This window comes from Streptomyces sp. NPDC023481, assembly GCF_055560195.1.
On the sequence record NZ_JBVHJE010000018.1, the window covers coordinates 149,199 to 172,817 of the forward strand.

The following is a 23,619-nucleotide window of genomic DNA, read 5'->3' on the forward strand; positions in this document are numbered from 1 at the left end:
GGCTCGTAAGGGGCGCCCGTCCCCTCCCCCGATCGCCGTCAGCCGTACACCCGCGCAGGAGACGGCCGTACCGCCGCCGCCACCGCGTCGGCCAGGGGAGGGATGTCCGCCACGGCGAGCGGTGAGACCGTGATGCGGACGGCCTGCGGGGAGGCCAGGCGGAACCGGGCTCCCGGGGCCACCGCCCAGCCCCTCTGCAGCAGGCGGGCGAGGGCGCCCGTCTCGTCGGGGACCGGCACCCAGACGTTCATGCCGCTGCGGCCGTGGGCGACGACCCCCCGCTCCGCCAGCGCGTCGACCAGCCCCGCCCTGCGGTCACGGTACGACCGCGCCACCGCCGCCCGGTCCACCGCGCCGTGCGTCCACAGGTGGGCCACGGTCCGCTGGAGGACGAGGCTGACCCAGCCGGGGCCCAGGCGCAGCCGGCCCCGGACCCGGTCGACGGTGACGGGGTCCCCGGCGAGGACGGCGAGGCGCAGGTCGGGGCCGTAGGCCTTGGCGGCGGAGCGGACGAAGGCCCAGTGCCGGGTGACGCCGGCGAGGGGGTGCAGGGGCAGATCGACGATGCCGTGGCCGTGGTCGTCCTCGATGAGCAGGGTCTCCGGGTGGTCACCCAGCACCGCGCGCAGGGCACGCGCTCGGGCGGCGGTCACCGAGGCGCCGGTGGGGTTCTGCGCCCGGCCGGTGACGATCAGGGCACGGGCGCCGGCATCCAGGGCACGGCGCAGGTCGTCGGCGCGCGGTCCGTCGTCGTCCACGCCGACCGGGGCGGTGTTCAGGCCCAGCGCGGGGACGAGGTCGAGGAGACTGCCCCAGCCCGGGTCCTCGACGGCGACCGTGTCACCGGGCCTGAGGTGGGCGGTGAGGACGCGTTCGATGGCGTCGAGGGAGCCGGAGGTCACGGTTAGCGGGCCCGCGGGAACGGAGTCGGCGTCGAGTTCGGCGCGGGCGACGCGGGCCAGGTCGGCGTCCACCGGGTCGTCGCCGTAGCGGACGGGTCGGCGGTCGCCCCGCTCGGCCGCCGCGGCGAGGGCCGGGGCCAGGCGGGGCAGCAGGGCCGGGTCGGGGTTGCCCGTGGAGAGGTCCCGGCCTCCGGGCGGCACCTCCACGCGCAGTTCCTCGCGGCCGGTGGTGGCCGGCCGGGGGCGGACACGGCTGCCCCGGCGGCCGGCCGTCTCGATCACCCCGCGCTCGCGCAGGATGCGGTAGGCGGCGGCCACCGTGTTCGGGTTCACGCCCAAGTGGACCGCCAACTCCCTGAGCGGAGGCAGGGCTTGGCCCGGCCGCAGCTCCCCGGCGCCGACCGCGCGCTCGACGCCGGCCGCGATGTCGGCTGCGCCCCGCCCTTCGATCCGATACTCTCCTAGCACAAAGCCAATTATGCACTAGTACAAACACCGCCGCAATGGAGGGATCGCCGTGCAGCGCACGACCGAGGACACCCGGGCCGCCGCCTACTCACCGACCGACCGGACCGTGCCCACGCGCTCCGCGGAACGGGCTTCGTACGACAAGGAGTTGGTGCACGCCATACTGGACGAGGGGTACGTCTGCCACCTCGGCTTCGTCCGCGACGGCGCCCCGGTGGTGCTGCCGACGCTGTACGGCCGGGTCGGCGAGCGGCTGTACGTGCACGGTTCCACCGGTTCCCGCCCGCTGCGGATGACCGGCGCGGCCGACCCGGGCCTGCCGGTGTGCCTGACGGTCACCCACGTCGACGGGCTGGTGCTGGCCCGTTCCGCCTTCCACCACTCGATCAACTATCGCTCGGTCGTGGTGCACGGCGTCGCGCACGAGGTCACCGACCCCGAGGAGCGGCGCATCGCCCTGGACGCGCTGGTCGACCACGTCGTCCCGGGCCGGGCCGCCGACTCCCGGCCCGCGAACAAGAAGGAGCTGGCCGCCACCGCGGTGATCCGCCTGGACCTGGAGGAGGTCTCCGCCAAGGTCCGCACCGGCGACGCCAGCGACGAGCCGGAGGACGTCTCCCTGCCGCACTGGGCCGGGGTCGTCCCCCTGCGCAAGGGCTACGACGCCCCGATCCGCAACGCCGACCTGGCACCCGGCATCGAACTGCCGGACTACCTGCGGACCCGCTGACGACACCGCCCCCACCGGAACGGGCCTCCCGCCGGACCGGTAGCCACGGGCGGACGAGGAGGACCGGCCGCCGAGGCCCGCGGAGCCGCCGCCCGGAATGCATGGCCGCTCTCGGCCGCCCGGGGGTGTCAGCCTTGGCGGCTGGGGAGCATGGCCAAGGCCCGGGAGCGCTGCGCGACGAGGTTGGCATAGGTGCCGTCGCGCTCGGCCCAGCGGTGCATGAGGACGCCCTTCACGAGGAGTGCGTCCTCAAGCGTGGCCCGGTCGGTGGCCCTGCCGAGGCCCTGCGCCTCGTGCCAGGCGGGGTCTTCCCCATCGGTTGGCCACACTTTGTTGTACGAGCGGCGCAGGGTGGGCCCGGCACCGCCGGCGTCCCGTCCCCCGCCCGTTCCCGGGGACGTCCCCGGTGTCCCACGGGACGGGGGAACGGCATTCTGACAGCTCGTCATGGAAACGCTTGCTGTCGTGATCACGGTGCGTGGTCACGAGAACGACAGCCCGGAGGTTTCCATGATCCGACGGACCCTGCAGAGCGGCATGCTGGCCGCGGTCGCGGTGCTCGCCATCCTGCCCACGGCGGCCGGCGCCGCCCCGACGGGCGGCACCACCCCGTACCCCACGCCCGCCACCGGCGTGCGGCACACCCTCCCCTCGCTGCTGCCCGCTCCCGCCCAGCACCAGTCGGCGAAGCACCGTACCGCCCGCCACCACAGCAGCGTCCACCGCGTGCACGGCAAGCACCACGCCGGGCGCCGCCTCCACTCGGCGCACAGCACCCACCGGCTCCGCCGCGTCATCGTGCACACCGCGTCGTATCGGCGTGGCATCCCCGCCGTGGGCCGTGTGGTCACGCACCGCCTCGCGTTGAACGTCCGCTCCGGCCCGGGCACCGGCTACCGGGTGGTCGGTCACCGGCACCACCGCCGGCTCGTGGCCCTCACCTGCAAGCGCTACGGCACCGGGGTGTACGGCAACCACACGTGGTACCGGCTGTCCCACCACCGGGGCTACGTCTCCGCCCACTACGTCAGGGTCGGCACCGCGCTCCCGTGGTGCTGACGGTCCCCCACCGCCGTACCCCTTGAACCACCGTCCACCCCTACCGTCGAGGCCTGTTCGGGACCACGTATCCCCGAACGGGCCTTCGACGCGCTCATGTGCCTCACCCTCCTCACACCTCACCGAGTGTTGCAACCGCCTTCCCCTCGGGAAGCCATTCCGACATCAAGGGCGAAATGCCCATAGTGGAAGAGGAGTCGAGGGACGCACCATGCCCCACCCCGAGAAACCGACCGCGCCCGACGAACCGTTGGTGGTCAGACTGCGGGAACTGAAGGACGGTACGGGGCTGAGCCTGGCGGCGCTGGCAGCGCGCACCCCGTACAGCAAGTCCGCCTGGCACCGCTACCTGACCGGTGCTCAGCGGCCGCCGCGCCCCGCCGTGGAGACGCTCACCCGGCTGGCCCGCGTCGATCCCGACGCGGTGCTGGCCCTGTGGGAGGCCACCGAGCACACCGCCGACGATCCGTCGCCCGCCCGCACCCCGGACAGGATCGAGCCCCGGCGCTCGCGCGGGCGGTGGCTGCCACTGTGTGCGCTCGCGCTGGCGGGGGTGGCGGCCGTGGTGGGCGCCGCCGTCTCCGCGCACGACCAGAGCGGTTCGACCGATACGCCGGTCGTGATGGCGGTCCCGCACTGCTACAGACCCTCCTGCCGGGGCGAGTTGCCCGACGTGACGGCCTGCGCCCGCGACGCGCGGACCACCAGCACCGTCACCGACCCCGCCTACACCGTCCGGCTGCGCTACTCCCCGGCCTGCGGTACCGCCTGGTCGGAGGTGCGGGTGCGCTCCCCGCACGCCCGCGAGGTCTCGGTACGCGCGGGCCGGGACGTCCTCTCCACGACCTACCCGGCCGACGACACCACCGGCTACACGAGCCCGATGCTCTCCGTGCGCTCCCCCCGGGGCGTCGAGGCCTGCGCAGAGGTGGCCGAACAACTGGCCTGCACCGGCATGGACGTACAGGATCCGGACGAGGGCTGAGCCCCTGCCCGGGGCGGGCGACGGTCCACCCGCCGGGCTCCCGCGATGCCCTCGGGCTGGCAGTCCCTCCTTCAGGAGCCGTCAGCCTGGACCGACGTCGTCCGTCCGCACGACTGCCCGTCATGCCACCGCGCCCTGTGACGGCGTCGACGAGGGCCTCGGTGATGACCCGCACTTGTCCTTCCGCCACAACCGAGCACCCCGACGTAGGGCTCGTCTGCGATGCCGGTCATGCGGTCACCCATCCGAACGCAGCCCGGAAGGTTCGGGTCACGCCCACCCACGTGATCCCCTCGATGGAGAGGTCCGCGGCGTGCCCGAACGTTTCGGCCCGACGGTTGAGATTGCGCTCCAGCGGCACCGGCATGGCACGCAGCCTGTGAACATGCCCCGTGTCTCGCGGAAGTAACTCCCACTTCGCGGGCTTGTCAGCGGCAGGTAAGGGCATCCGGTGGCCAGGAGGTTGATAACAATGGTTCCCCTGCTTCTGGTTCTTCTGCTGGCCCTGATCCTCTTCGGCGCGGGCTTCGCGCTCAAGGCGTTGTGGTGGATCGCGGTGATCGTGCTCATCGTGTGGCTGCTTGGCTTCGTCGTCCGCACAGCGGACAGCGGCGGCCGCAAGGGCCGCTGGTACCGCTGGTAGACGACAGACATGTCAGGCGCGAGGAACGCGCCACGCACGAGGTGATGGGGCCCGGCCGGATACGGCCGGGCCCCACTCACGTAAGAAGCGTTTTCGCGCGCCTGGCGGGGAGAGATCGGGCGTATCGGGCGCATCGCCGGGTACGTGAGTGATGCAGCGGCCCCGCAGGCCCAGCAGTGGAACCCTGCTCCTCCTGTCTGCGGGGCCGCTGCGCACATCTCTGTCGACGGGTCCCGATGCCGGCCGCCGCGCGCCGCCGCCCGGATGCCGTCGGACATCGGTCGCCGTTGGCGCGGTCGCTGCGGTCCGCGGTCCTGCCCCAGGCGGAGCGTCGCGCGCCGTCCGTGTCGCCGTGCAGGCCCGGCTGTGGGCGGGTTCGCCGGGCCGTTCCGGAGCGTCGGGCGAACTGCGCTCACACAAAGGCTTGTTGTGCTCGTTGACATGTCATCAGCACAGGCGTTTCACTCGACATCCATGCATGGCAACGTTGTCAGGCCGTGGAAGCGACCGGGAACCGTTGCCTGTCGCCGGCGTTCCGGGGTTCTTCGGCGCGTCGGCACCTGATGTCCGAGGCGCTGACCGCTGCGGAGGCAACCGATGGTGAAACCCCGAAGTTCAGATGTGCCACCCGACCGAAAGACATGCCGGCGACGCATGGCCGTGGTCTGCGTCCTGGGCATGGCCGTGCTCGCGGTTCCGCCGATCGAGAGCGCCCATGCCGCGAGCGCTACGACGCCGGCCTTCGTGAAGGATCCGGCATCCCTCGTCAACCCTCTCATCGGCACCTCCGGTGCGGTGGACACCTTTCCCGGTCCCGACATGCCGGCCGGAATGGTGCAGTGGGGTCCCGACACCACACCCCACCGCGCCGACGGCGGCGGATACGAGTACAAAGACAACAAGATCTCCGGCTTCAGCCTCACCCACCTTTCCGGACCCGGCTGCCCCGTCGCGGGCGACCTGCCCGTCCTGCCGGTGACCGGCGCGCTGTCGGGTGACCTCGGCAGCAGATCCGTCGGCTTCAGCCACGACGACGAGCAGGCCCGCATCGGGCACTACAAGGTCACCGACGCGGGCGGCGTCAGAACCGAGCTGACCGACACCAGCCGCGCCGGCCTGGGCACCTTCACCTTCCCCGCGGGCCGACAGGCGAACCTGTTGTTCAAGCTGAGCGGGGGCGCCACACAGGTCGACGGAACCCGCGTTCAGGTGGTGAACGACAAGGAGATCAGGGGCGCGATCGACAGCGGTCACTTCTGTGGCGCGAAGAACAGGTACACGCTGCACTTCGACGTCAAGTTCGACCAGCCGTTCACGGCGAGCGGCACCTGGGTGGGCAGCACCATCAACCCTGGTGCCAGGTCGCTGAAGGCGGGCACGGTGCGTCCGACCTCGCAGGCACCCAGGTCGGCCCCGCTGAAGGAAAGGCACTTCACCGTTCCGGCGAGGCCGTCCCCGACGATCCACGAGAGCGGTGACAAGGTCTCCGGCACACCCTCCCCGGTGCCGGGCTCCGGCGCGGTGCCCCGCTCGTCCACCGGTGGCAAGGCCGCCCAGCCTCCTACGACGGATGCGAACGGCATGTACCTGACTTTCGACACCTCGTCGGATCCGACGGTGAGCGCGAAGGTCGGCATCTCGTACACGAGCGACGCAGGCGCGGCAGACAACCTCACCAGCGAGATCAGGAACTGGAACTTCGACGCCGTCGAACAGGCGAACCACGACGCCTGGAACGCGGTGCTCGACAAGATCCGGATCGGCGGCGGGTCCCGTGACCAGCAGGTGCAGTTCTACACCGCGCTGTATCACGCACTGCTGCACCCGAACGTCTTCTCGGACCACAACGGCCGGTACATGGGCATGGACCACCAGGTCCACAAGCTGGCCAAGGGGCAGAAGGCCCAGTACGCCAACTATTCCGGCTGGGACACCTACCGTTCCCAGACCCAGCTGATGGCGATGGTCGAGCCCAAGGTCGCCGACGACGTCGTCACCTCGATGCTCAATGGCTACGACCAAACGGGCCTGCTGCCCAAGTGGGCCTCGAACAACGGCGAGAGCTACGTGATGGTCGGCGACCCGGCCGCCGGTATCATCGCCGGCGCCTACGCCTTCGGCGCGACTGACTTCGACACGGACAAGGCGCTCGCCGCCCTGCAGCACGAGGCCACCACGCCGAACAACGACCGTCCCGGTGAGCCGGTGCGGGACGCCAAGGGCTACCTCCCTCTGGACGAGAACGACTACGGCTGCTGCAACTTCTACGGCCCGGTCTCCACACAACTGGAGTACGACTCCGCCGACTACGCCCTCGCCGGCTTCGCGAAGTCGCTGGGCAAAACGGCCGCCTACAAGAAGTTCGCCACCCGCGCCCAGGACTGGATGAACGTCTTCAACCCGCAAACCGGCTACATGCAGGCAAAGAACAAGGACGGCCAGTTCGCGGGTGGTTTCACCCCGGGCACCTCGAACGGCTTCGTGGAGGGTACCTCCGCCCAGTACACGCCCATGGTCCCGTTCAACCTGCAACAGCTCATCCAGGCGCGCGGCGGCGCCAAGGCGTACTCGTCCTTCCTGGACAGCCTGCTCGACGACATCACCCACCCCGGCAACACCGACGCCGACCTGAGCAACGAGCCCAGCGTGGAGATCCCCTGGGAGTACGACTACACAGCCCAGCCCTGGAAGACCCAGAAGGCCGTCCGCGAGGTCCAGCAGAAGCTGTACTTCAATGCTCCCGTCGGTTCGTTCGGCAACGACGACCTCGGAGCCATGAGTTCCTGGTACGTCTGGTCCGAGCTCGGCGTGTATCCGGAGACCCCGGGCACCGACACCCTGGTGCTGGGCAGCCCGGTCTTTCCGGCGGCCGAGGTGAACTTCGGCCACGGCAGGACAGTGCGGATCAACGCGCCGCAGGCCGCGCCGAACGCACCGTACGTGCAGTCTCTCGATGTGAAGGGCAAGGAGTGGAAAACCTCCTGGCTGACGTACCAGCAGTTGAAGAACGCGGGCACGGTCGACTTCACCCTCGGCACCCGACCCGACACGTCCTGGGCGTCGGACCCGTCGGCGGTGCCGCCGTCGGACACCACCGGCGGCGACCGGGTGCTGGCCACAACAGGTCCCTCCAGCGATGGGCTGGTGCTGCAACCGGGAGCGTCCGGTGACAGCACGCTCGACGTGACCAACCTCGGCGGCAGGACCGTCACGGTCGACTGGAAGGCGACGGTACCCTCCGGCGTCACGCTGGACGCGGTGTCCGGCTCCCTGACGGTGCCCGCCTCGGGCTCCACCGAGGCGAAGGTGCACGTGACGGCGGGCGACCACGAGGGCACGTTCCCGGTCACCTTCGCGTTGACCGACCACAGCACTGGCGTGGCGCTGAGCGGCGCGACCCTCCGCGTCGCCGTGGCCAAAGCCGGTGCGCTGTGGCCGTACGACACCAACGAGGGCATCTACCCCGACGGCGTGAAGTTCTCGGGCGGCTTCGACGGCGGCGGTTGGGCGCTCTCGCAGAACGCGCTGTCGGCGGCGGGCGTCACGGGCGGCTCGACCCTCACCGCCGACGGCGTCTCCTACACATGGCCGGGCGTGACGTCCGGTCAGCTCGACAATCTGGAGATGGCCGGCCAGACCATCCCCATGCCGACGGGCACGTCGGGCGCGTCGCTGGGTCTGCTGGGCGCGGCGACCGACGCGCCGACGGACGGCAGCGGGGTCTCGGGGACAGTGACCGTCACCTACACCGACGGCACCGCCTCGAAGGCGACGGTCGGCTTCTCGGACTGGACGCTCAACGGCGGGTCCAGCAAGCCGCTCGCGGGTGACACGACGGCCGTCACGACGGCCTACCGGAACACCGGAAGCGGGGGCCGGGACAACGTCAAGACCTACGTCTTCGCCACGAAGGTCCCGCTGGATCCGTCCAAGCAGGTGGCGTCGATCACGCTACCGGTGACGGGCTCGTCGGGGACCGACCACCTGTTCGCCTACGGCTTCGGCCAGTGAGAGGCGGCGCACGGTAGGCGCTCACGACGGCTGAGCAGGCGGGCCTGCCGGCGCAGTGGGCGGTGGTCGTCGAGCCGGGAGACCCGGCACGTACCGGACGACTCGCCTTCCGCAGCCCCGACGGCCCGCCCGGCGCCGGGGGGGACGGTCTCGCCGAGTTCCAGGCCGCGCAGAGCGCCGGTGACGAGGTCCCCCGCGCTCATGCGGGGGACGGCGCTCAGGTCCATACCCTGGGCGGATGACCAGACCAACGATCGGATGATCGGAAAGACACCCTCTAGGCGGCGGTGCCTCGGGCGGACATCTCTCTTTCCGGGCCGCCGGAGGCGACCGGTTCCGGGGAGCCCTTGGCCGGGGCGGCGGACTGGGCGATGAACGCGCCGACCAGCACGACCGCGCCGCCGGCGACCTGCGGCGCGGACAGGTGCTCGCCGAGCAGCACCCAGGCCAGCACGGTCGCCACGACCGCCTCCAGGCAGGCGACCACCCCGGCGACCTGCGGCGACAGCCGGCGCACCGACAGCACGCCGGTGACGTACGCGATCACCGTGGCGACGAGCACGATCCAGACGAGCAGGGCGACGGCCGGTACGGAGGTGCCGTCCAGCCGTGCGGAGCCCGCCAGCACGGACCAGTCCATGCTCCAGGGGCGGGCCAGGGCGGTCAGCACGGCGGCGCCGACGAGGAGGCCGTAGGCGATGACACCGAGGGGGTCCGGTGCCGAGTCGCCCGCGTCGCTGCCCTGGTCGGACAGGACGAAGTAGCCGACCTGGCAGCAGGCGGCACCGAGGGCGAGCACGAGGCCGAGCGCGTCGAAGCTCAGCCCGGACCAGATCTCGACCACGCAGGCGAGACCGCCGGCCGCGAGGATCACGCCGAACGCGGCGGCGCGGGTGACGGGCCGCCGCTGCACGAACCGCACCCAGCCCAGCACCAGGGCGGGAGCCAGGTACTCGATGAGCAGGGCCACGCCGACCGGTATGCGGGACAGCGCGGCGAAGTAGCAGGCCTGGACCCCGGCGACGGCGAGCAGCCCGAACCCGGCGAGCAGGGCGGGCCGGCGGCGCGGCAGGTCCCGGTGCCGTACCGCGACGGGCAGCATCACCAGGGCGGCGCCCGCCACCCTCAGCCACACCACGTGCAGCGGGTCGAGCCCCGCCTCGATCAGCGGCTTGGCGGCCACTCCGGACCCGCCGAAGGCCAGCGCCGAGGCGAGTGCGAGGCCGAGCCCGGCTCCCTTGCCGGGGCTGTGGTGACTGCTCACAGACGTATGCACCGGCACATGATGACAGGCGTCGACAGGAGCGTCACTCCCGTTGACACCTGTCTCAGCTGGTGGACGGCACGGCGGGGGGCGGGCCGGGCTCGTCGGCCTGCCCGGCGGCGCCGGCCTCGATCCGTGCGATCAGCTCGTGGGCGGGGATGCCGGCGTGCTCCAGGACCTCGACGGCCCGGGACGCCGGGTCCGCGGCGAGCGCCGCGAGCAGATCGGTACCGCTCACCCGGGCCGCGCCCCGCCGCGCGGCCCGCGCCGCCGCGTCCGCGAGCGCGGCGGCCGCGGCCGGCGACCAGCGCTCGGGACCGCGGGCGGACTGGCACCGACCGCCGTGCAGGGCGGACGGTACGCCGGAGTCGGACCGTGCGGGCGGAACCGCCCCTACCCCAGGCTCGGAGCGGACGCCGGAGTCGGGGCACGCGGCGGAGTTCTCGACACCGGTCTGCCAGCGCAGGCCGTAGCCGATGCTGCGCTGCACGAGGTATCCGAGGAGTCGGGCGAGCCGCGGGCCGCCGACGGCGCCCCGGGCGTCGGGGTCGTGTTCCAGCAGGGCGTGGAGCAGATGGGCGGTGTCGGTCTGCCGGTCCCGGTCCCGGACGGCCCTGCGGCGGGCAGCGGCGACCACCGCCGCCAGCTCGGCACCGAGCCCGGCAGCGCCGTCCGCGTGCGGAACCGCTCCGTCGTGGGCGGCCCGGTGGGCTGTACGGGATTGCACATCCTCTACCTCACCAGCCCCAACGGCAGGGGACATCCACGAGGGGAACCATTTCGGCGTCCCACGCGGAGTGCACATCGCCGCCCCGGATCTCATCCTTACGGAGGAGATCCGGCCGATCCCGCGTATTGAATGTTCGCGCCCCCGCGGCTACGTTCCGCGCACCGTAGCCCGATACGCCCGATCCGAAGGGGTGGTCGCATGGCCGAAGTCAGCGCGGAGGCACGCATCCAGGCGCCGGCCGACAAGGTGTGGGCGCAGCTCACCGACTGGCCGTCGTACGGGGCGTGGAACGCGACCCACACCAGCTTCCCCCGGGGCGGTCCCGAGACGCTGGCGGTGGGCGGGACGTTCCAGGAGAACATGAAGCTGATGGGCTTCCCGGCGGAGGTCGACTGGACCATCGAGGAGCTGGAGCCGGCCCGGGTGTTCGCCATCCGCGGGAAGGGCCCGATGGCGGTGACCGTCGCCACCCGGTACACGCTGACCCCCGACGGGCACGCCACGACGGTCCGGATCGACGGCGAGTTCACCGGCGCCGCGGTGTCGTTGATGGCGGGCAGGCTCAGGGACTCGGCGACGGCAGCGCTGAACGAGTCGCTGCGCAGGCTCGACGGCCTGGTGACCTGAGCCGGACACGCGGAGGCGCCCCGCGCGATGGTCACGCGGGGCGCCCGGGCCGCCGTACGGGGACGGACGGCATCCGCCTACGGCTCAGTGCTCGTCGGCGAGGATGAGGTACAGCTTCTTGCGGGCGTCGTTGAGGACGGTCAGCGCCTTCTCCCGCTGTTCCTTGCTGCCGGTCTTCCAGACCTGGCCGAAGGCCTCCATCAGACCGAAGCCGGCCTGGCGGATCTCGGTGAGGGCCTCCCAGTCGACCCCGCGCGAGGCCTCCTCCCAGGGGGCGTCGGCACCCTCCTCGGCGGCGGCGCTTCCGGCCTCGGTGAGGGAGAACAGCTTCTTGCCGCCCTCGCTCTCGCTGGTGATCAGGCCCTCGTCCTCCAGCAGTTGGAGGGTCGGGTAGACCGATCCGGGGCTGGGCTTCCAGGCACCGCCGGTGCGTTCGGCGATCTCCTGGATCATCTCGTAACCGTGCATGGGCCGTTCCCTGAGCAGGGCGAGGAGGGAGGCGCGGACGTCACCGCGCCGCGCCCGTCCTCGCGGACCACCTCGCCCGCGCGGCCCCCAGGGCCCCGGCCCGAACCCGGGCCCGCCGGGCCCGAATCCCGGACCACCCGGCCCGAAGGGCCCGAACGCGCCGCGCCGCCCCTCTCCCCGCCGCCCGGGACCCTCATGCCGATGCCCACGCTCGAATCCGTGGCTGCGCATCTCGATCACTCCATTCCATCGCTGATCTGTCATATCAATATCACGTATCGTTCGCGATGCTTCAACGATATATCGCAACGACTGCCATGACAAGCCTGCCCCTGTGGATCGGATGCGCACCCCCAGCTACGCCTCGACCCGCGCCTCAACCCGGCCCCTGCCGGCTCTGCCGCAGCCCGTGCCGGAGGCCCCGTTACGGTTGCCGGGGTCGCGGACCTCGATGCGACGAACCCGGCCGACCACCTGTTGGAGGACGGGGTCCGGCTTGCCTCCGGCGCCCGGCTGGAGCAGTTCGCGCGGGCGGGTTCAGGGGACGCGTTCTGCTTCGTCGGCGAGGGCGGCGAGGAACGCCCGGTCGTGTACGTCAGCCTCGACGGCGAGGCCGGACTGCTCGCTCTTGGCCTGCTGGAGCTGGTGCGGCTGTGTCTGGTGGCACCATGGTGGCGGGATGCTCCCGGACGGACGGCCGGCGAACTCCAGAGGGTCGCCGACGAGTACCGGGAGGACATACCCGACCTCGACCAGCGACGCGACCGTGCGGCCCCCACCCGGCCGGCCCCCGCAGGCGAATTCAGTCCGACACCTCTCGATTGGCCTTGGTGCGGCGCCCGTCGCACCCGCTAGCGTCAGCCCATGCGCATTCGAATCGTGGACGCCTTCACCGACCGCCCCTTCGCCGGCAACCCGGCCGGAGTCCTGCTCCTGGACGACGTCTTCCCGGACGACGACTGGCTCCAGAACGTCGCCATGGAGGTGAACCACGCCGAGACGGCGTTCGCGCACCGGCTGCCCGGGGGCGGCGAGGCGGACTGGGCCCTGCGCTGGTTCACGCCCCTCACCGAGGTCGCGATGTGCGGGCACGCCACCCTCGCCACGGCCCACGTGCTGCACACCACCGGCGCCCACGAGGGCCCGGTGCGGTTCGCCACCCGCAGTGGCGTGCTGATCGCCACGCCCGCCGCGGACGGCTCGATCACCCTGGACTTCCCGACCGCCCCGCTCACCCCGGTGGAGATCCCGGCCGGGGTCGCCGAGGCGCTGGGCTCGCAGCCGGTTGCCGTCTTCGACACCGGCCCGAACGTCGGGGACCTGCTGGTGGAACTGCCCGACGAGAAGGCCGTCCTCGACCTCACCCCCGACCACCGGGCGCTGCGCGCCTACTCCTCCCGCGGTGTCATCGCCACCGCCCGCGCCGACGACCCGGACCGCGGCTACGACTTCGTCTCCCGCGGCTTCTTCCCGAACGTCGGCATCGACGAGGACCCGGTGACCGGCAGCGCCCACACCGCGCTCGCCCCGCACTGGTCCGCCCGCCTGGGCCGGGACGACCTCACCGGGCTCCAGGCCTCCCGCCGTACCGGCGTGGTCCGCACCCTGCTGCGGGGCGAGCGGACCCTGCTCACCGGCCGCGCGGTGACCGTGATCGAGGGCGAACTGCGCGCCTGAGGGCCCGTTCAGGCGGTCGGCAGCCAGCCCACCTTGCCGGCGAGGAGGGCGTAACCGACGAAGGCCCCGATGTCGAGCAGGGAGTGCGCGACGACCAGCGGCCCGACCCGGCCCCAGCGGCGGTACAGGTACACGAACACCACGCCCATCACCAGGTTGCCGAGGAAACCGCCGACGCCCTGGTAGAGGTGGTACGACCCGCGCAGGACCGCGCTGGCCACCAGTGCGGTCCCCGGGGTCCAGCCCAACCGGTCCAGCCTGCGCAGCAGATAGCCGACGACGATCACCTCTTCGAGGACCGCGTTCTGCACCGCGGACAGGATCAGCACCGGATACTTCCACCACACGGCCGGCAGTGCCTCGGGGACCACGGTGAGGTTGAAGCCGAGGCCGCGGGCGGCGAGGTAGAAGGCGATACCGGTGCTGCCGATCACGGCCGCGACACCCGCGCCCCGGGCCAGGTCGGGCCAGGGCCGGGTGCGGTCGAAGCCGAGGGTGCGCAGGCTGCCGCCCTCGCGCAGCAGCAGGTGGGCGACGAGGGCGACGGGGACCAGCGCGGTGGCGATGCCGAAGAGCTGCCAGGCCAGGTCGAGCCAGGGGCGGCCTGGGGCGGCCGAGGCGTTCAGGGTGGCCGCCTGGTCCTTGAGACCGCCCGGTTTGGTGACCGAGCCGATGAAGCTGATCAGCGCGGACACCCCGCTCGCGCCGAGCGAGAGCGCGAGGACGAGCAGTGTCTCGTCCCGCAGGATCCGCCGCGGGTCGCGCTCCCGCGCCGCGGAATCGGCCACCGAGTCAGCCTCCACCTGCACCCCTGCCTCCAGCCGGCTCACGGGCCCCTGGCCCACCTTCGCCTGGCAAGGATCGCAGACCGAGCCGTACGACCCGGGAACCGGTCCCGGCCCGTACGGCTCAGCCTCGGCGGCCGGCCCGCCTCACCCCAGCGGCACCGGATCCGGCAGCCCCACCGGCCACATGTGCACCGGCTCCCCCACATGCATCAGCTCGGCGTACCGGCGCGTGGTCGCGGCCAGGGCCGCCTCGCGGGACATCCCCTGTTCCAGCGCCCGGTGGAAGGTCGCCGCCTGCCAGGACGCCCCGTTCACCCGGCGCCGGCAGCGTTCCTCGATCACGCCGAGGTAGAGGTCGCGGTCGGCGGCCTCCACGCCCCACGCGTCGAGCCCGGCTGCCGCGAGCGGGAGCAGTTCGTCGCGGACCAGCGTGACCGCGTCGACCTCGCCCGTGCCGCCGTGGCGTCCGCGCCGGGGCCACAGGAAGCGGGCGTCGATGCCGTACCGGCACGCCGCGTCGAAGTTGGCCTCGGCCGCTTCGAACGGCAGCCGCGTCCACACCGGCCGGGGCTCCTCGGCGAGGGCACGGACGAGGCCGTAGTAGAAGGCCGAGTTCGCGATCACGTCGGTGATGGTCGGGCCGGCCGGCAGTACCCGGTTCTCCACCCTGAGGTGCGGGACGCCGTCCGCGATGCCGTACACCGGCCGGTTCCAGCGGTAGATCGTGCCGTTGTGCAGGACGAGTTCGGCGAGCTTGGGCACCCCGCCGGCCTCGATGACCTCCAGCGGATCCTCGTCGTCGCAGATCGGCAGCAGGGCCGGGAAGTAGCGCAGGTTCTCCTCGAACAGGTCGTACGCCGAGGTGATCCACCGCTCGCCGAACCAGGTGCGCGGCCGGACGCCCTGGGCCTGGAGTTCGGGCGGCCGGGTGTCGGTGGACTGGAGGAACAGCGGGGGCCGGGACTCGCGCCACAGCTCGTGCCCGAAGAGGAACGGTGAGTTCGCGCCGACGGCGATCTGCGCGGCGGAGGCCGCCTGGGCCGCGTTCCACACGTCGGCGAACCGGCCCGGCGTCACCTGCAGGTGCAGCTGTACGGAGGTGCACGCGGCCTCGGGCACGATCGACTTCGAGGTGCAGACGAGGTGCTCCACGCCCTCGATGTCGAGCCGGAAGTCCTCCCCGCGCGCGGCCACGATCTGGTCGTTGAGCAGGGTGTAGCGGTCGGCCTCCGAGAGGTTGGAGGAGACCAGGTCGTCCCGGCCGAGGGTGGGCAGGATGCCGATCATCACGATGCCCGCGTCCACCTCACCGGCCTTCCGGTCGGCGTAGGCGAGCGAGGTGCGCAGCTCTTCGGCGAGCCGGTCGAATACCCGGCCGCCCAGTCGGTGTGGGGCTATGTTGACTTCCAGGTTGAACATGGCGAGTTCTGTTTGGAAATCGCGGCTGGCGATCCGCTCCAGAACCTGCCCGTTCAACATTTTCGGCATACCGTCGGACCCGGCGAGATTCAATTCGATCTCGACGCCCATGAGGTTCTTGGGGCGATCGAACCGCTTCTCGCGCAGCAGCCGCTCCAGTCCCGTCAGGCACGACTGGAGCTTTTCTCGGTAGCGCTGGCGATCGGACAGGTCGAACTGGCCTGCCACGACCTTCTCCCCCATCGAAGTTTCCCTCCTCGGATGGGCGGGCCGACGATCCGGCCGCCGGGCTCCCGGGTCAGGGGGGATGATGCCCAGCCGAAGCGATCGATAACGTCCCGCGCGGGCGTGTGACCCGCTACTCTTACGTATGTTCCCTGCGGCACATTCACGGGGCATGCCGCATCGTGCACCTCCGGGTGCCCCGAACGCCTCGTGAAAAACGCCGATGACATTCGGCCGACCGCTACTGGCGCGTATGACGAGGTCAGAGCCGGGGTCCCGGCCCGGAAATCGGGATAATTTCCGCAAAACGACGCCTTAATTCGGCCTTGTCCGGCCGACCGGAATCGGATAGCCGAAACAACCGGCGAACACGCGTCGTATAAACTCCGTCCACAAGGCGGAAGGTTGGCGCCCTCGGTTCTGGTTTCCGCGGTGTTCCCGCCGTCCCGGTTGAGGGGCGGCATATCGAGCCGCAGTCTCTTCCCCGCCGAACCGGGCCCCCACCTCTCCGGCCTTCCCCGTGAGCTGACAGCGCCGTCCGCCCCACCCTCCTCGCGCCGCCGCGCCTGTCGAACGAGAGGCGACCCACATGCCGCTGCACGTGCCCCCTGCCCCCGCGCCCGCCCTGCGCTCCGTCCTGACAGCCCTCGCTTCCCCCACCGCGGTCCGTGAGGCCCGCACCCCCTCCCTGCGCGCCGCGCAGGGTCCCGCCACCGCGGAACTCCCGCTGCCCGTCCACGTACTGGACCGGATCACCGCGCAAGGCCTGTCCGCGACGCGGCTGACCGGCTGGCGCTTCCTGATCCGGTGCGGCGACCGCGCGGTGGCCGCGGCCGAGACCATGCTCACGCCCGACGGCTGGGCCTTCTCCCATTTCTTCGAGGGCCCCTACGTCGCCTCCACCGAGCGCGCCCTGCACCAGGCGGAGACGCTGCAACAGCCGTACCAGGCGCGTCTGCTGTCCGTGCCCGGTCTGTACATGCTCACCCTGTGGCTGCACGGCGACTGCTCCGGCGACGGCACCGAGGGGCATCCGGCCGCCGGCGACCTGCTCGTGCCGCTGGCGCCGGCGCCGCCCGGCATCCCGGCGCACCGTCCGTTCCGGGTCGCCGAGTTGCTTCCGGTGCTGACCCATCGGGCGACTCCTCTTCCCCTGCTCGGCTCACCGGTGCTCGGTTCGCCCGCCTGACCCCGCACGCGTACCCCGCTCCCCGGAAGGGAAGCGGGGTACGGCCATGCCGGGGGGTTTCTGCGCCCGGGGCCATCCGGCCTAGTCCCATCCGGCCACCGTGGACCACCCGGAGGGTCGCCGCGAACCATCCGAAGGGACCGTGCAGTTGGGCTGAACCGTCCGCGCGGGTGACGCGTCCTGAACCTGTGAGAAGCGGTGCCGTGAAATCCCTGCGGAACGACGCCCAGAGGACAACACTGGACTCCGACCGACTCACCACCACGGGGGACGGACATGATCACATCAGAGCGAAAGATCCCGCCCATGTGCCAGCACCAGCCGCCGTGCCCGCCAGCCGAATCCGCCGACCGGGAGTCCGCCCGTCTCGTGGCGCACCACCCGGAGCAGGGGTGGAGCCTGCTGTGCAACGGCGTCCTGCTCTTCGAGGACACCGGCGAGCTGCTGCCCGACGGCCGCATCATCGCCCCGCACCGCCCACTCGGTGCGGACCGGGTGATGACCGCCGCCTGAGCACGGCACAGTGACCCGAGGGGCCGGCCGCACGCACCCGGTGCGCACCGGCCCCGAAGCGCGTCCGGCACCGGCCGCGCAGCGTAGCGGGGTGCTAGCGCAGCGCTTCCCGCAGCGCCTGGTAGGCGGGCTTGGGGCGTAGCTCCTCGTCCCACGGCAGGGCGGCGCCCTCGCCCGGGAAGACCGCCGGTATCCAGGAGTACTTGTCGGTGTAGTCCCAGATGGTCACGCCCACGCAGCGGCGTACGGCCAGGCAGGCCCGGGTGAGGTTCCGGTACCAGGTCGCCTGCTCGGCGAGCTTCTCCTCGGTCGTGGGCAGCTGCATCCGTACGTCGACCTCGGTGAGCGCGGTGTCCAGGCCCAGCCGGGAGAAGCGGCGGAGGTTGTCCTCCAGGGTGGTGGGATAGCCGTACTGGAGCGCCAGATGGGCCTGGAAGCCGATGCCGTCGAGGGGCACGCCCCGGGCCCTGAGGTCCTTGGCCAGCCGGTAGTAGGCGTCGCTCTTCGGGCCGGTCGCCTCGATGTTGTAGTCGTTGAGGTAGAGCTTGGCGTGCGGGTCGGCCTGGTGGGCCCAGCGCAGCGCGTCGGCGATGTAGCCGGGGCCGAGGGTCCGGTACCAGAGGGTGTCGCGGTAGCTGCCGTCCTCGTTGAAGGCCTCGTTGACGACGTCCCAGGAGTACACCTTCCCCCGGTAGTGCCGTACCTCGGTGGTGATGTGCTTCTTCAGCACGGCCCGCAGGTCGCTCGCCGTCCACTGCCGCGAGGTGAGCCAGTCGGGCAGCTGGCTGTGCCAGACGAGGGTGTGCGCGCGGACCTTCTGGTGGTGCTCGCGGGCCAGGTCGACGATCTGGTCGCCGTTGGCCCAGTCGAAGACGCCCTGCCGCGGCTCGGTGGCGTACCACTTCATGCCGTTGCCGGGGGTGATCATGTCGAACTCGTCTCCGAGGAGCCGGGTGTAGGCGGTGTCGGTGAGTTCGGGATTGTCGGTGGCGCTGCCGAAGTAGCGGCCATGGCGTTCGGCGAGGGCGGCGAGGGTGGTCGGGTGTGCCCGGTCCGGTGCGGCCTGTGCGGTGGGTCCGGTGGCCAGGCCGGCGGTCACCAGCACGGCGGCGAGGGCGCCGGCGAGTCTCAGACGCATGGTGGGGCTCCTGTTCCGGGGTCGTGGAAGGGTGCGGTTCAGCCCTTGGTGGCGCCTGCGGTGAGGCCGCCGACGAGCTGGCGTTCGGCGACCGAGTAGAAGGCGAGGGCGGGGACCATGGCGAGCACGAGATAGGCGAAGACCCGGGCGTACTCGGCCGAGTACTGCCCCTGGAACTGCTGGACGCCGATGGGCAGGGTCCACCAGGTGCTGTCGGTGAACACCAGCAGCGGCAGGAGGAAGTTGTTCCAGCTGGTGACCACGGCGAGGACGGAGACGGTGCCGAGCGCCGGCCGGGCCATGGGCAGCAGGACCCGCCAGAAGAACCCGAAGGCGCTGCATCCGTCGAGCGTGGCGGCCTCCTCCAGTTCGCCGGGGATCTGCCGGAAGAAGCCGCGCAGGATGATGATCGTCATCGGCAGCCCGAACGCGGCCTGCGGGAGGATCACCCCGAGCGGGTTGTCCAGCAGGCCCAGGGAGCGCAGCAGCAGGAACAGCGGCAGGGCGGCCACCGCGAAGGGGAACATCAGTCCCATCGTGAAGACGGTGAACAGCACCTCACGCCCGCGGAAGGCGAACCGTGCGAAGGAGAAGGCCGCGAGCGCGGACACCGCGACCACGAGCACGGTGGTGCCCACCGCGATCAGGGTGCTGTTGCCGACCAGCCGCCAGAACCCGCCCGAGCCGAGGATGCCGGTGTAGTTGCCGGTCAGCCAGTGCTCGGGCAGCCCGAACGGGTTGCGGGACAGCTCGTCGGTGGACTTGAAGCCGGACAGGACGGCGTACAGCAGCGGTACGACCATCACCGCGCCGACCGCCAGGAGGATCAGGTGCAGCGGCAGCGTGCGGACGCCCCCGGTTCTGCGGGTCACGTGCCGTCCCCCCTCATGGTCGTGGTGGCCCCTTCGAGGTCGCGGCGGAGCACGAACCGCTGGTAGGCGAGGGCGAAGACGAGGCAGATGCCGAACATGACCACGCTGATCGCGCTGGCGTAGCCGACCTGGTAGCGCTTGAAGCCGTACTGGAACATGGTCACGGCCATCGTCTCGGAGTGGTGGTCGGGGCCGCCCTGGGTGATCACCCACACGAGGTCGAACAGCTGGATCGCCCCGATCACGGACAGGAAGACGCTGATGCGCAGGGTGGGCGCGAGCAGCGGCAGGGTGACGTTGCGGAACCGCTGCCAGGGCCCGGCGCCGTCGATCAGCGCCGCCTCCGTCAACTCGGCCGGGATGGACTGGAGTCCGGCCAGGTAGAGCATCATGTGGAAGCCGAAGTACTTCCAGGTCATGACGAGGAAGAGGGCGGCCATCACGGAGGAGGGGTCGGCGAACCACTCGCCGCCCAGGCCGTCCAGGCCGACGGCGCCCAGGACGTGGTCGGCCAGTCCGTCGTCCGGGGCGAAGACCATACCGAAGAGCACGCCGGTGATGGCCTCGGACAGCACGTACGGCGCGAAGAACAGCATCCGGTACACGGCCCTGCCGCGCAGCCGCTGGTTCAGCAGCACCGCCATGGCCAGCGCGAACGGCAGTTGGAGCACGAGCGAGAGCGCCACCAGCACCAGGCAGCGCCACAGGTCGCCGAGGAAGACGTCGTCCTGGAAGAGGCGGGTGAAGTTGTCGCCTCCGACGTAGTCGGAGGGCATGCCGAAGCCGCCCCAGCGGAAGAAGGCGGCGTACAGCGCGAACAGCATCGGCAGCAGCACCAGCCCGATGAACAGGGCTAGCGCGGGCAGTTGGAAGCCGACCGCGGTGAGCCAGTTCAGCGTGCGCCGCCGGGTCCGGCCGCGGTCCGCGCGGGCGGCCGGGAGCGGGGGGCCCGCGGCGGGGCCGCTGCGCTTGTCCGGGAGGAAGGTGGAGGTCATCGCCGGTTACTGCGCTTCCTTGGCGGTCCGGGTGATCGACTGCGCGACCTGTTCGGCGGACTTGGACCCGGCGATGAGCGCGGCCACGCTGTCGTTGATCTCCTGGCCGACGGCGGGCGCGTAGGCCTGGTCGAGGTAGAGCTGGAAGCCGGTGGCGGCCTTCAACTGAGCCTGAACGGCCTTGAGGTTGGGGTCGGTGAGGACGGACTCGGCGGCCGGGACGACCGGCAGGACCCCGGTCTTCTTCACCAGTTCCCGGTCGGTGGTCTGGGAGGCGAAGAACTCCAGGAAGTCGACGGCGGCCTGCGGGGCTCCTCGGCGCAGGGCGTGTCCGCCGCCTCCGCCGAACACCTCGGTGATCTTCCCGTTGCCGCCCTCGACCTCGGGGAACGGGAAGAAGCCCAGGTTCGCGCCGAGGCCCTTGCCGGCGTCGGCCTCCACGACGGGCGCCCACTGGCCCATGAGTTCCATGGCCGCCTTGCCGTTGCCGACGCTCGCGGCCTGGCCGGTCGGGGTGGAGTACGCGGCGCCGAGGTAGCCCTTCTGGAACGGCTGGAGGTCCACCAGCTCCTTCAGGTGCTGTCCGGCCCGCACGAAGCCGGCGCCGGTGAAGTCCTTGGTGTCGCTTGCCTTGCGGAGCGCGTCGACCCCGGCGGTGCGCATCGCCAGGTAGGCCCAGTAGTACATGCCGGGCCACTTCTCCTTGCCCGCCAGGGCGAGTGGTGTGACGCCGGCGGCCTTCAGCTTCCGCACGGAGTCCAGGAAGCCGCTCCAGGTGGTCGGGGGCGTGCCGATCCCGGCCTTCTTGAAGAGCGCCTTGTTGTACCAGAAGCCGATCATGCCGATGTCGAACGGGATGCCGTACACCTTGCCGTCCAATAGGTACGGATCCTTCGCCACCGGCAGCAGACCGTCGGCCCAGGGCTTGGTGCGGTCCGTGAGGTCCTCGACCAGTCCCGCGTCGACCTGTTGCTTCAGCACACCCCCGCCCCAGGTGTGGAAGATGTCCGGCAGCTTCCCGGAGGCGATGAGCGCGGTCATCTTCGACTTGTAGGCGTCGTTCTCCAGCTGGACGATCTTTATCCTGACCTTGGGGTTGTCGCTCTCGAACTTCCTGGCCAGGGCCGCCCACACGGTCTTGGCGGGCTGCGTGGTCGAGATGTTCCACCACTCGACCGTGGTCGTCCCCGAGGACGACCCTCCGTCCGAGTCGCCGCCGCAGCCGCTGAGCGCGGCCGCACCGAGGCCGGCGCCGACGGAGGCCGCCAGGAAACCGCGGCGGGACAGTGCAGGGTCGCCCATCATGCGCTCCTTCGAAACTTTCGAGTTGCTTCGGAGAGGGTCCCGGCTGAGAAAACCGGGCACCACCGAGAGTCGCCGACGCGTTCGCCGGTCACCGGTGAGCCGAAACATTCGAGTGATTCCTCGAACGTTCCGAACGGCGACTCTAGGAAGGCACATGGGGAGCGTCAAGGTGTCGTGCACGAGGTGACGGGCATACGGCCGAACCGACGGCAGACGGTACGCCCCTGGGAGAGATCGAATGTTTCGTTCGCGGGCCCGAATCCAGGCGGGCCGACGGAGACGGTCGTGCCCTCCGGCTGGTCGGATCCCCGGTGCGGGAGTGGGATGGAAGGGAGCGAGACCTTGCCCGGAACGGTGGAGTCATGTCCGGTAACGACGCCTCTTGCGTCGCCCGAGTGGTCGTCGGTGTGAGCGGCTCCCTGAACAGCGTCACGGCCCTGCGCCGGGCCACCGCGCTGGCCCGCCGGCTGGGAGCCGAGCTGTGGCCGGTGCTGGCCTGGGAGCCACCGGGCGGCGACCCCGCCGCGCGCCGCGCCCCCGCCGCCGGCCCGCTGCTGGAGGAGTGGCGGCGGCTGGCCAGGCAGCGGCTGGCCGCGGTCCTGTACGAGATCTTCAGCGCGGAGAGTCCCGGCGTACCGGTGCACGCCGTCGTCGTCCACGGCGCCCCGGGCCCGGCCCTGGTGGCGGTCGCCGACCGCGAGAGCGACGTCCTGGTCGTCGGCACGGGCCGGCGGGGCCTGCGCCGGCCCTTCGCGGCCCGGGTCTCCCGGCACTGCGTGTCCCACGCCCGCTGCCCGGTCCTGGCGGTCCCGCCGTCCCCGCTGGAGTCGGAACTGCTCTCCGTCCACCGCCGCAACACCTGGCACCTGCGGCTCGACACCCGGGAGCTGTGACTCCGGCGCGGCCCTGTCCACGGCCACCCCGCTACCGTCGCGTCAAGAACGCCCGCACCGCCGTCAGGGCGCCGTCAAGGTGCGGGGCGCCGCTCCGTCGGCGGTCTACCGTTTTCCCCATGGAGCACCGCGACCGCATCCGCCCTCGGCCGACCGGCTCGTACCCGTCCGGCACCGGGGCCGTGGCGTACGACCGGAACTGGGCCGGGGAGGGGCGCAGTGCGGGCCGGTGTGCCGGCGCGCTGTTCGGGCTGCTGCTGGGCGTGGACCAGGTGGCCGGCTCGCTGACCTGGGCGCGGGCCGCCCTGTGGCTGCTGCTGGCCCTGCTGCTGCTCCTCGTGCTGTACCCGGCGCGCGTCTCGGCCGGCCCGGGCTGGCTGGCGAGCCGCCGGCTGCTGCGCACCCGTCGCGTGCGCACCGATCTGCTGACCGCCGTGAGCCCGCTGGACGGCGTCACCCCGCGCCTGGTGCTGCACGACCTCCTCGGCAACCGGGTGGAGATCGACCCCGAGATCCTCGTCCGCAACCCGGACCTGTGGTACCGGCTGGACGAGGGCGCCCGCGCCGCCGAGGCGGCCGGCACCCTGCGGTGCGGCACGACCGCCCTGCACAGCCTGGCCCGCCGCGTGGACCGGGAGACGGCCCTGGGCGTGTTCCGGGCGTCGGGCCTGGAGTGACGCTCGGTGGTCGGCTCCCTCCCGGGAGCGGACCGGCCACG

General features: G+C 71.6%; 22 protein-coding genes and 2 pseudogenes. 12 read left to right on the forward strand and 12 right to left on the reverse strand.

What is annotated here, in order from left to right; genetic code table 11:
* Positions 1-38 precede the first annotated feature (38 nt).
* Positions 39-1,370, reverse strand: coding sequence for an aminotransferase class I/II-fold pyridoxal phosphate-dependent enzyme (locus ACZ3ZD_RS30335; protein WP_467404165.1), 1,332 nt, complete (start codon positions 1,368-1,370; stop codon positions 39-41).
* A 49-nt stretch (positions 1,371-1,419) separates the two neighbouring features.
* Between ACZ3ZD_RS30335 and ACZ3ZD_RS30340 the strand changes: the two genes are divergently transcribed.
* Positions 1,420-2,100, forward strand: a complete 681-nt coding sequence (locus tag ACZ3ZD_RS30340) for a pyridoxamine 5'-phosphate oxidase family protein (RefSeq protein WP_467404167.1) — start codon at positions 1,420-1,422, stop codon at positions 2,098-2,100.
* A 128-nt stretch (positions 2,101-2,228) separates the two neighbouring features.
* On the opposite strand, the pseudogene ACZ3ZD_RS30345 reads toward ACZ3ZD_RS30340, so the two are convergent.
* A pseudogene (locus ACZ3ZD_RS30345) lies at positions 2,229-2,342 on the reverse strand (oxidoreductase); the annotation flags it as partial.
* Positions 2,343-2,610: 268 nt separating this feature from the next.
* Here ACZ3ZD_RS30345 and ACZ3ZD_RS30350 point away from each other — a divergent pair.
* Positions 2,611-3,159 (forward strand): hypothetical protein, encoded by a 549-nt coding sequence (locus tag ACZ3ZD_RS30350; protein ID WP_467404169.1) that lies wholly within the window; start codon positions 2,611-2,613, stop codon positions 3,157-3,159.
* A 211-nt stretch (positions 3,160-3,370) separates the two neighbouring features.
* A complete protein-coding gene (locus ACZ3ZD_RS30355; protein WP_467404172.1) occupies positions 3,371-4,144 on the forward strand; it encodes an XRE family transcriptional regulator in 774 nt (257 codons plus the stop codon).
* A gap of 229 nt (positions 4,145-4,373) precedes the next feature.
* On the opposite strand, the gene ACZ3ZD_RS30360 is transcribed toward ACZ3ZD_RS30355, so the two are convergent.
* Positions 4,374-4,511: a hypothetical protein gene (locus tag ACZ3ZD_RS30360; protein ID WP_467404174.1), complete on the reverse strand. Its 138-nt coding sequence runs from the start codon at positions 4,509-4,511 to the stop codon at positions 4,374-4,376.
* Positions 4,512-4,616: 105 nt separating this feature from the next.
* On the opposite strand from ACZ3ZD_RS30360, the gene ACZ3ZD_RS30365 reads away from it, so the two are divergent.
* Positions 4,617-4,787 carry a hydrophobic protein gene (locus tag ACZ3ZD_RS30365; protein WP_093682652.1) on the forward strand — a complete coding sequence of 57 codons (171 nt, stop codon included), beginning with the start codon at positions 4,617-4,619 and terminating at the stop codon, positions 4,785-4,787.
* Between the two features lie 654 nt (positions 4,788-5,441).
* Positions 5,442-8,798: a GH92 family glycosyl hydrolase gene (locus ACZ3ZD_RS30370; protein WP_467404178.1), complete on the forward strand. Its 3,357-nt coding sequence runs from the start codon at positions 5,442-5,444 to the stop codon at positions 8,796-8,798.
* A 277-nt stretch (positions 8,799-9,075) separates the two neighbouring features.
* Here ACZ3ZD_RS30370 and ACZ3ZD_RS30375 read toward each other — a convergent pair whose 3' ends face one another.
* Both ACZ3ZD_RS30375 and ACZ3ZD_RS30380 read right to left on the reverse strand, forming a co-directional pair.
* On the reverse strand, positions 9,076-10,080 hold the full coding sequence (locus tag ACZ3ZD_RS30375; RefSeq protein WP_467404182.1) for an EamA family transporter: 1,005 nt from the start codon (positions 10,078-10,080) through the stop codon (positions 9,076-9,078).
* A gap of 46 nt (positions 10,081-10,126) precedes the next feature.
* Positions 10,127-10,789, reverse strand: a complete 663-nt coding sequence (locus tag ACZ3ZD_RS30380; protein ID WP_467404184.1) for a Clp protease N-terminal domain-containing protein — start codon at positions 10,787-10,789, stop codon at positions 10,127-10,129.
* 201 nt (positions 10,790-10,990) lie between these two features.
* Between ACZ3ZD_RS30380 and ACZ3ZD_RS30385 the strand changes: the two genes are divergently transcribed.
* Positions 10,991-11,419: a type II toxin-antitoxin system Rv0910 family toxin gene (locus ACZ3ZD_RS30385; RefSeq protein WP_467404187.1), complete on the forward strand. Its 429-nt coding sequence runs from the start codon at positions 10,991-10,993 to the stop codon at positions 11,417-11,419.
* Between the two features lie 84 nt (positions 11,420-11,503).
* On the opposite strand, the gene ACZ3ZD_RS30390 is transcribed toward ACZ3ZD_RS30385, so the two are convergent.
* On the reverse strand, positions 11,504-12,118 hold the full coding sequence (locus ACZ3ZD_RS30390; RefSeq protein ID WP_467404190.1) for a PadR family transcriptional regulator: 615 nt from the start codon (positions 12,116-12,118) through the stop codon (positions 11,504-11,506).
* A 201-nt stretch (positions 12,119-12,319) separates the two neighbouring features.
* Here ACZ3ZD_RS30390 and ACZ3ZD_RS30395 point away from each other — a divergent pair.
* Positions 12,320-12,661, forward strand: a pseudogene (locus ACZ3ZD_RS30395) (hypothetical protein); the annotation flags it as partial.
* Between the two features lie 90 nt (positions 12,662-12,751).
* On the forward strand, positions 12,752-13,564 hold the full coding sequence (locus ACZ3ZD_RS30400) for a PhzF family phenazine biosynthesis protein (protein WP_467404193.1): 813 nt from the start codon (positions 12,752-12,754) through the stop codon (positions 13,562-13,564).
* Positions 13,565-13,572: 8 nt separating this feature from the next.
* Here the strand turns inward: ACZ3ZD_RS30400 and ACZ3ZD_RS30405 are convergent, their stop codons facing one another.
* Both ACZ3ZD_RS30405 and ACZ3ZD_RS30410 read right to left on the reverse strand, forming a co-directional pair.
* Positions 13,573-14,373 (reverse strand): CPBP family intramembrane glutamic endopeptidase, encoded by an 801-nt coding sequence (locus ACZ3ZD_RS30405; RefSeq protein ID WP_467404287.1) that lies wholly within the window; start codon positions 14,371-14,373, stop codon positions 13,573-13,575.
* A 123-nt stretch (positions 14,374-14,496) separates the two neighbouring features.
* Positions 14,497-16,014 (reverse strand): glutamate-cysteine ligase family protein, encoded by a 1,518-nt coding sequence (locus ACZ3ZD_RS30410; RefSeq protein ID WP_467404196.1) that lies wholly within the window; start codon positions 16,012-16,014, stop codon positions 14,497-14,499.
* Positions 16,015-16,585: 571 nt separating this feature from the next.
* Here ACZ3ZD_RS30410 and ACZ3ZD_RS30415 point away from each other — a divergent pair.
* Both ACZ3ZD_RS30415 and ACZ3ZD_RS30420 read left to right on the forward strand, forming a co-directional pair.
* Entirely contained in the window at positions 16,586-17,185 is a 600-nt protein-coding gene (locus ACZ3ZD_RS30415; protein WP_467404200.1) for a hypothetical protein, read from the forward strand.
* Between the two features lie 306 nt (positions 17,186-17,491).
* Entirely contained in the window at positions 17,492-17,698 is a 207-nt protein-coding gene (locus ACZ3ZD_RS30420; protein ID WP_353756501.1) for a DUF5999 family protein, read from the forward strand.
* Between the two features lie 94 nt (positions 17,699-17,792).
* Here the strand turns inward: ACZ3ZD_RS30420 and ACZ3ZD_RS30425 are convergent, their stop codons facing one another.
* Genes ACZ3ZD_RS30425 through ACZ3ZD_RS30440 form a run of 4 tightly spaced genes read right to left on the reverse strand, consistent with a single transcriptional unit; the run spans position 17,793 to position 22,005 of the window.
* Entirely contained in the window at positions 17,793-18,836 is a 1,044-nt protein-coding gene (locus ACZ3ZD_RS30425; RefSeq protein WP_467404205.1) for an endo-1,4-beta-xylanase, read from the reverse strand.
* A 38-nt stretch (positions 18,837-18,874) separates the two neighbouring features.
* Positions 18,875-19,708, reverse strand: a complete 834-nt coding sequence (locus tag ACZ3ZD_RS30430; protein ID WP_467404208.1) for a carbohydrate ABC transporter permease — start codon at positions 19,706-19,708, stop codon at positions 18,875-18,877.
* The gene (locus ACZ3ZD_RS30435) at positions 19,705-20,703 is read right to left on the reverse strand and encodes a carbohydrate ABC transporter permease (protein WP_467404211.1); all 999 of its coding nucleotides are present in this window, start codon (positions 20,701-20,703) and stop codon (positions 19,705-19,707) included. The genes ACZ3ZD_RS30430 and ACZ3ZD_RS30435 overlap by 4 nt, the downstream gene beginning before the upstream one ends.
* Positions 20,704-20,709: 6 nt before the next feature.
* Positions 20,710-22,005 carry an extracellular solute-binding protein gene (locus ACZ3ZD_RS30440; protein WP_467404213.1) on the reverse strand — a complete coding sequence of 432 codons (1,296 nt, stop codon included), beginning with the start codon at positions 22,003-22,005 and terminating at the stop codon, positions 20,710-20,712.
* A 365-nt stretch (positions 22,006-22,370) separates the two neighbouring features.
* On the opposite strand from ACZ3ZD_RS30440, the gene ACZ3ZD_RS30445 reads away from it, so the two are divergent.
* Both ACZ3ZD_RS30445 and ACZ3ZD_RS30450 read left to right on the forward strand, forming a co-directional pair.
* Positions 22,371-22,901 (forward strand): universal stress protein, encoded by a 531-nt coding sequence (locus ACZ3ZD_RS30445; RefSeq protein ID WP_467404216.1) that lies wholly within the window; start codon positions 22,371-22,373, stop codon positions 22,899-22,901.
* 119 nt (positions 22,902-23,020) lie between these two features.
* On the forward strand, positions 23,021-23,578 hold the full coding sequence (locus ACZ3ZD_RS30450) for a hypothetical protein (RefSeq protein ID WP_467404218.1): 558 nt from the start codon (positions 23,021-23,023) through the stop codon (positions 23,576-23,578).
* The last annotated feature ends 41 nt before the right edge of the window (positions 23,579-23,619 follow it).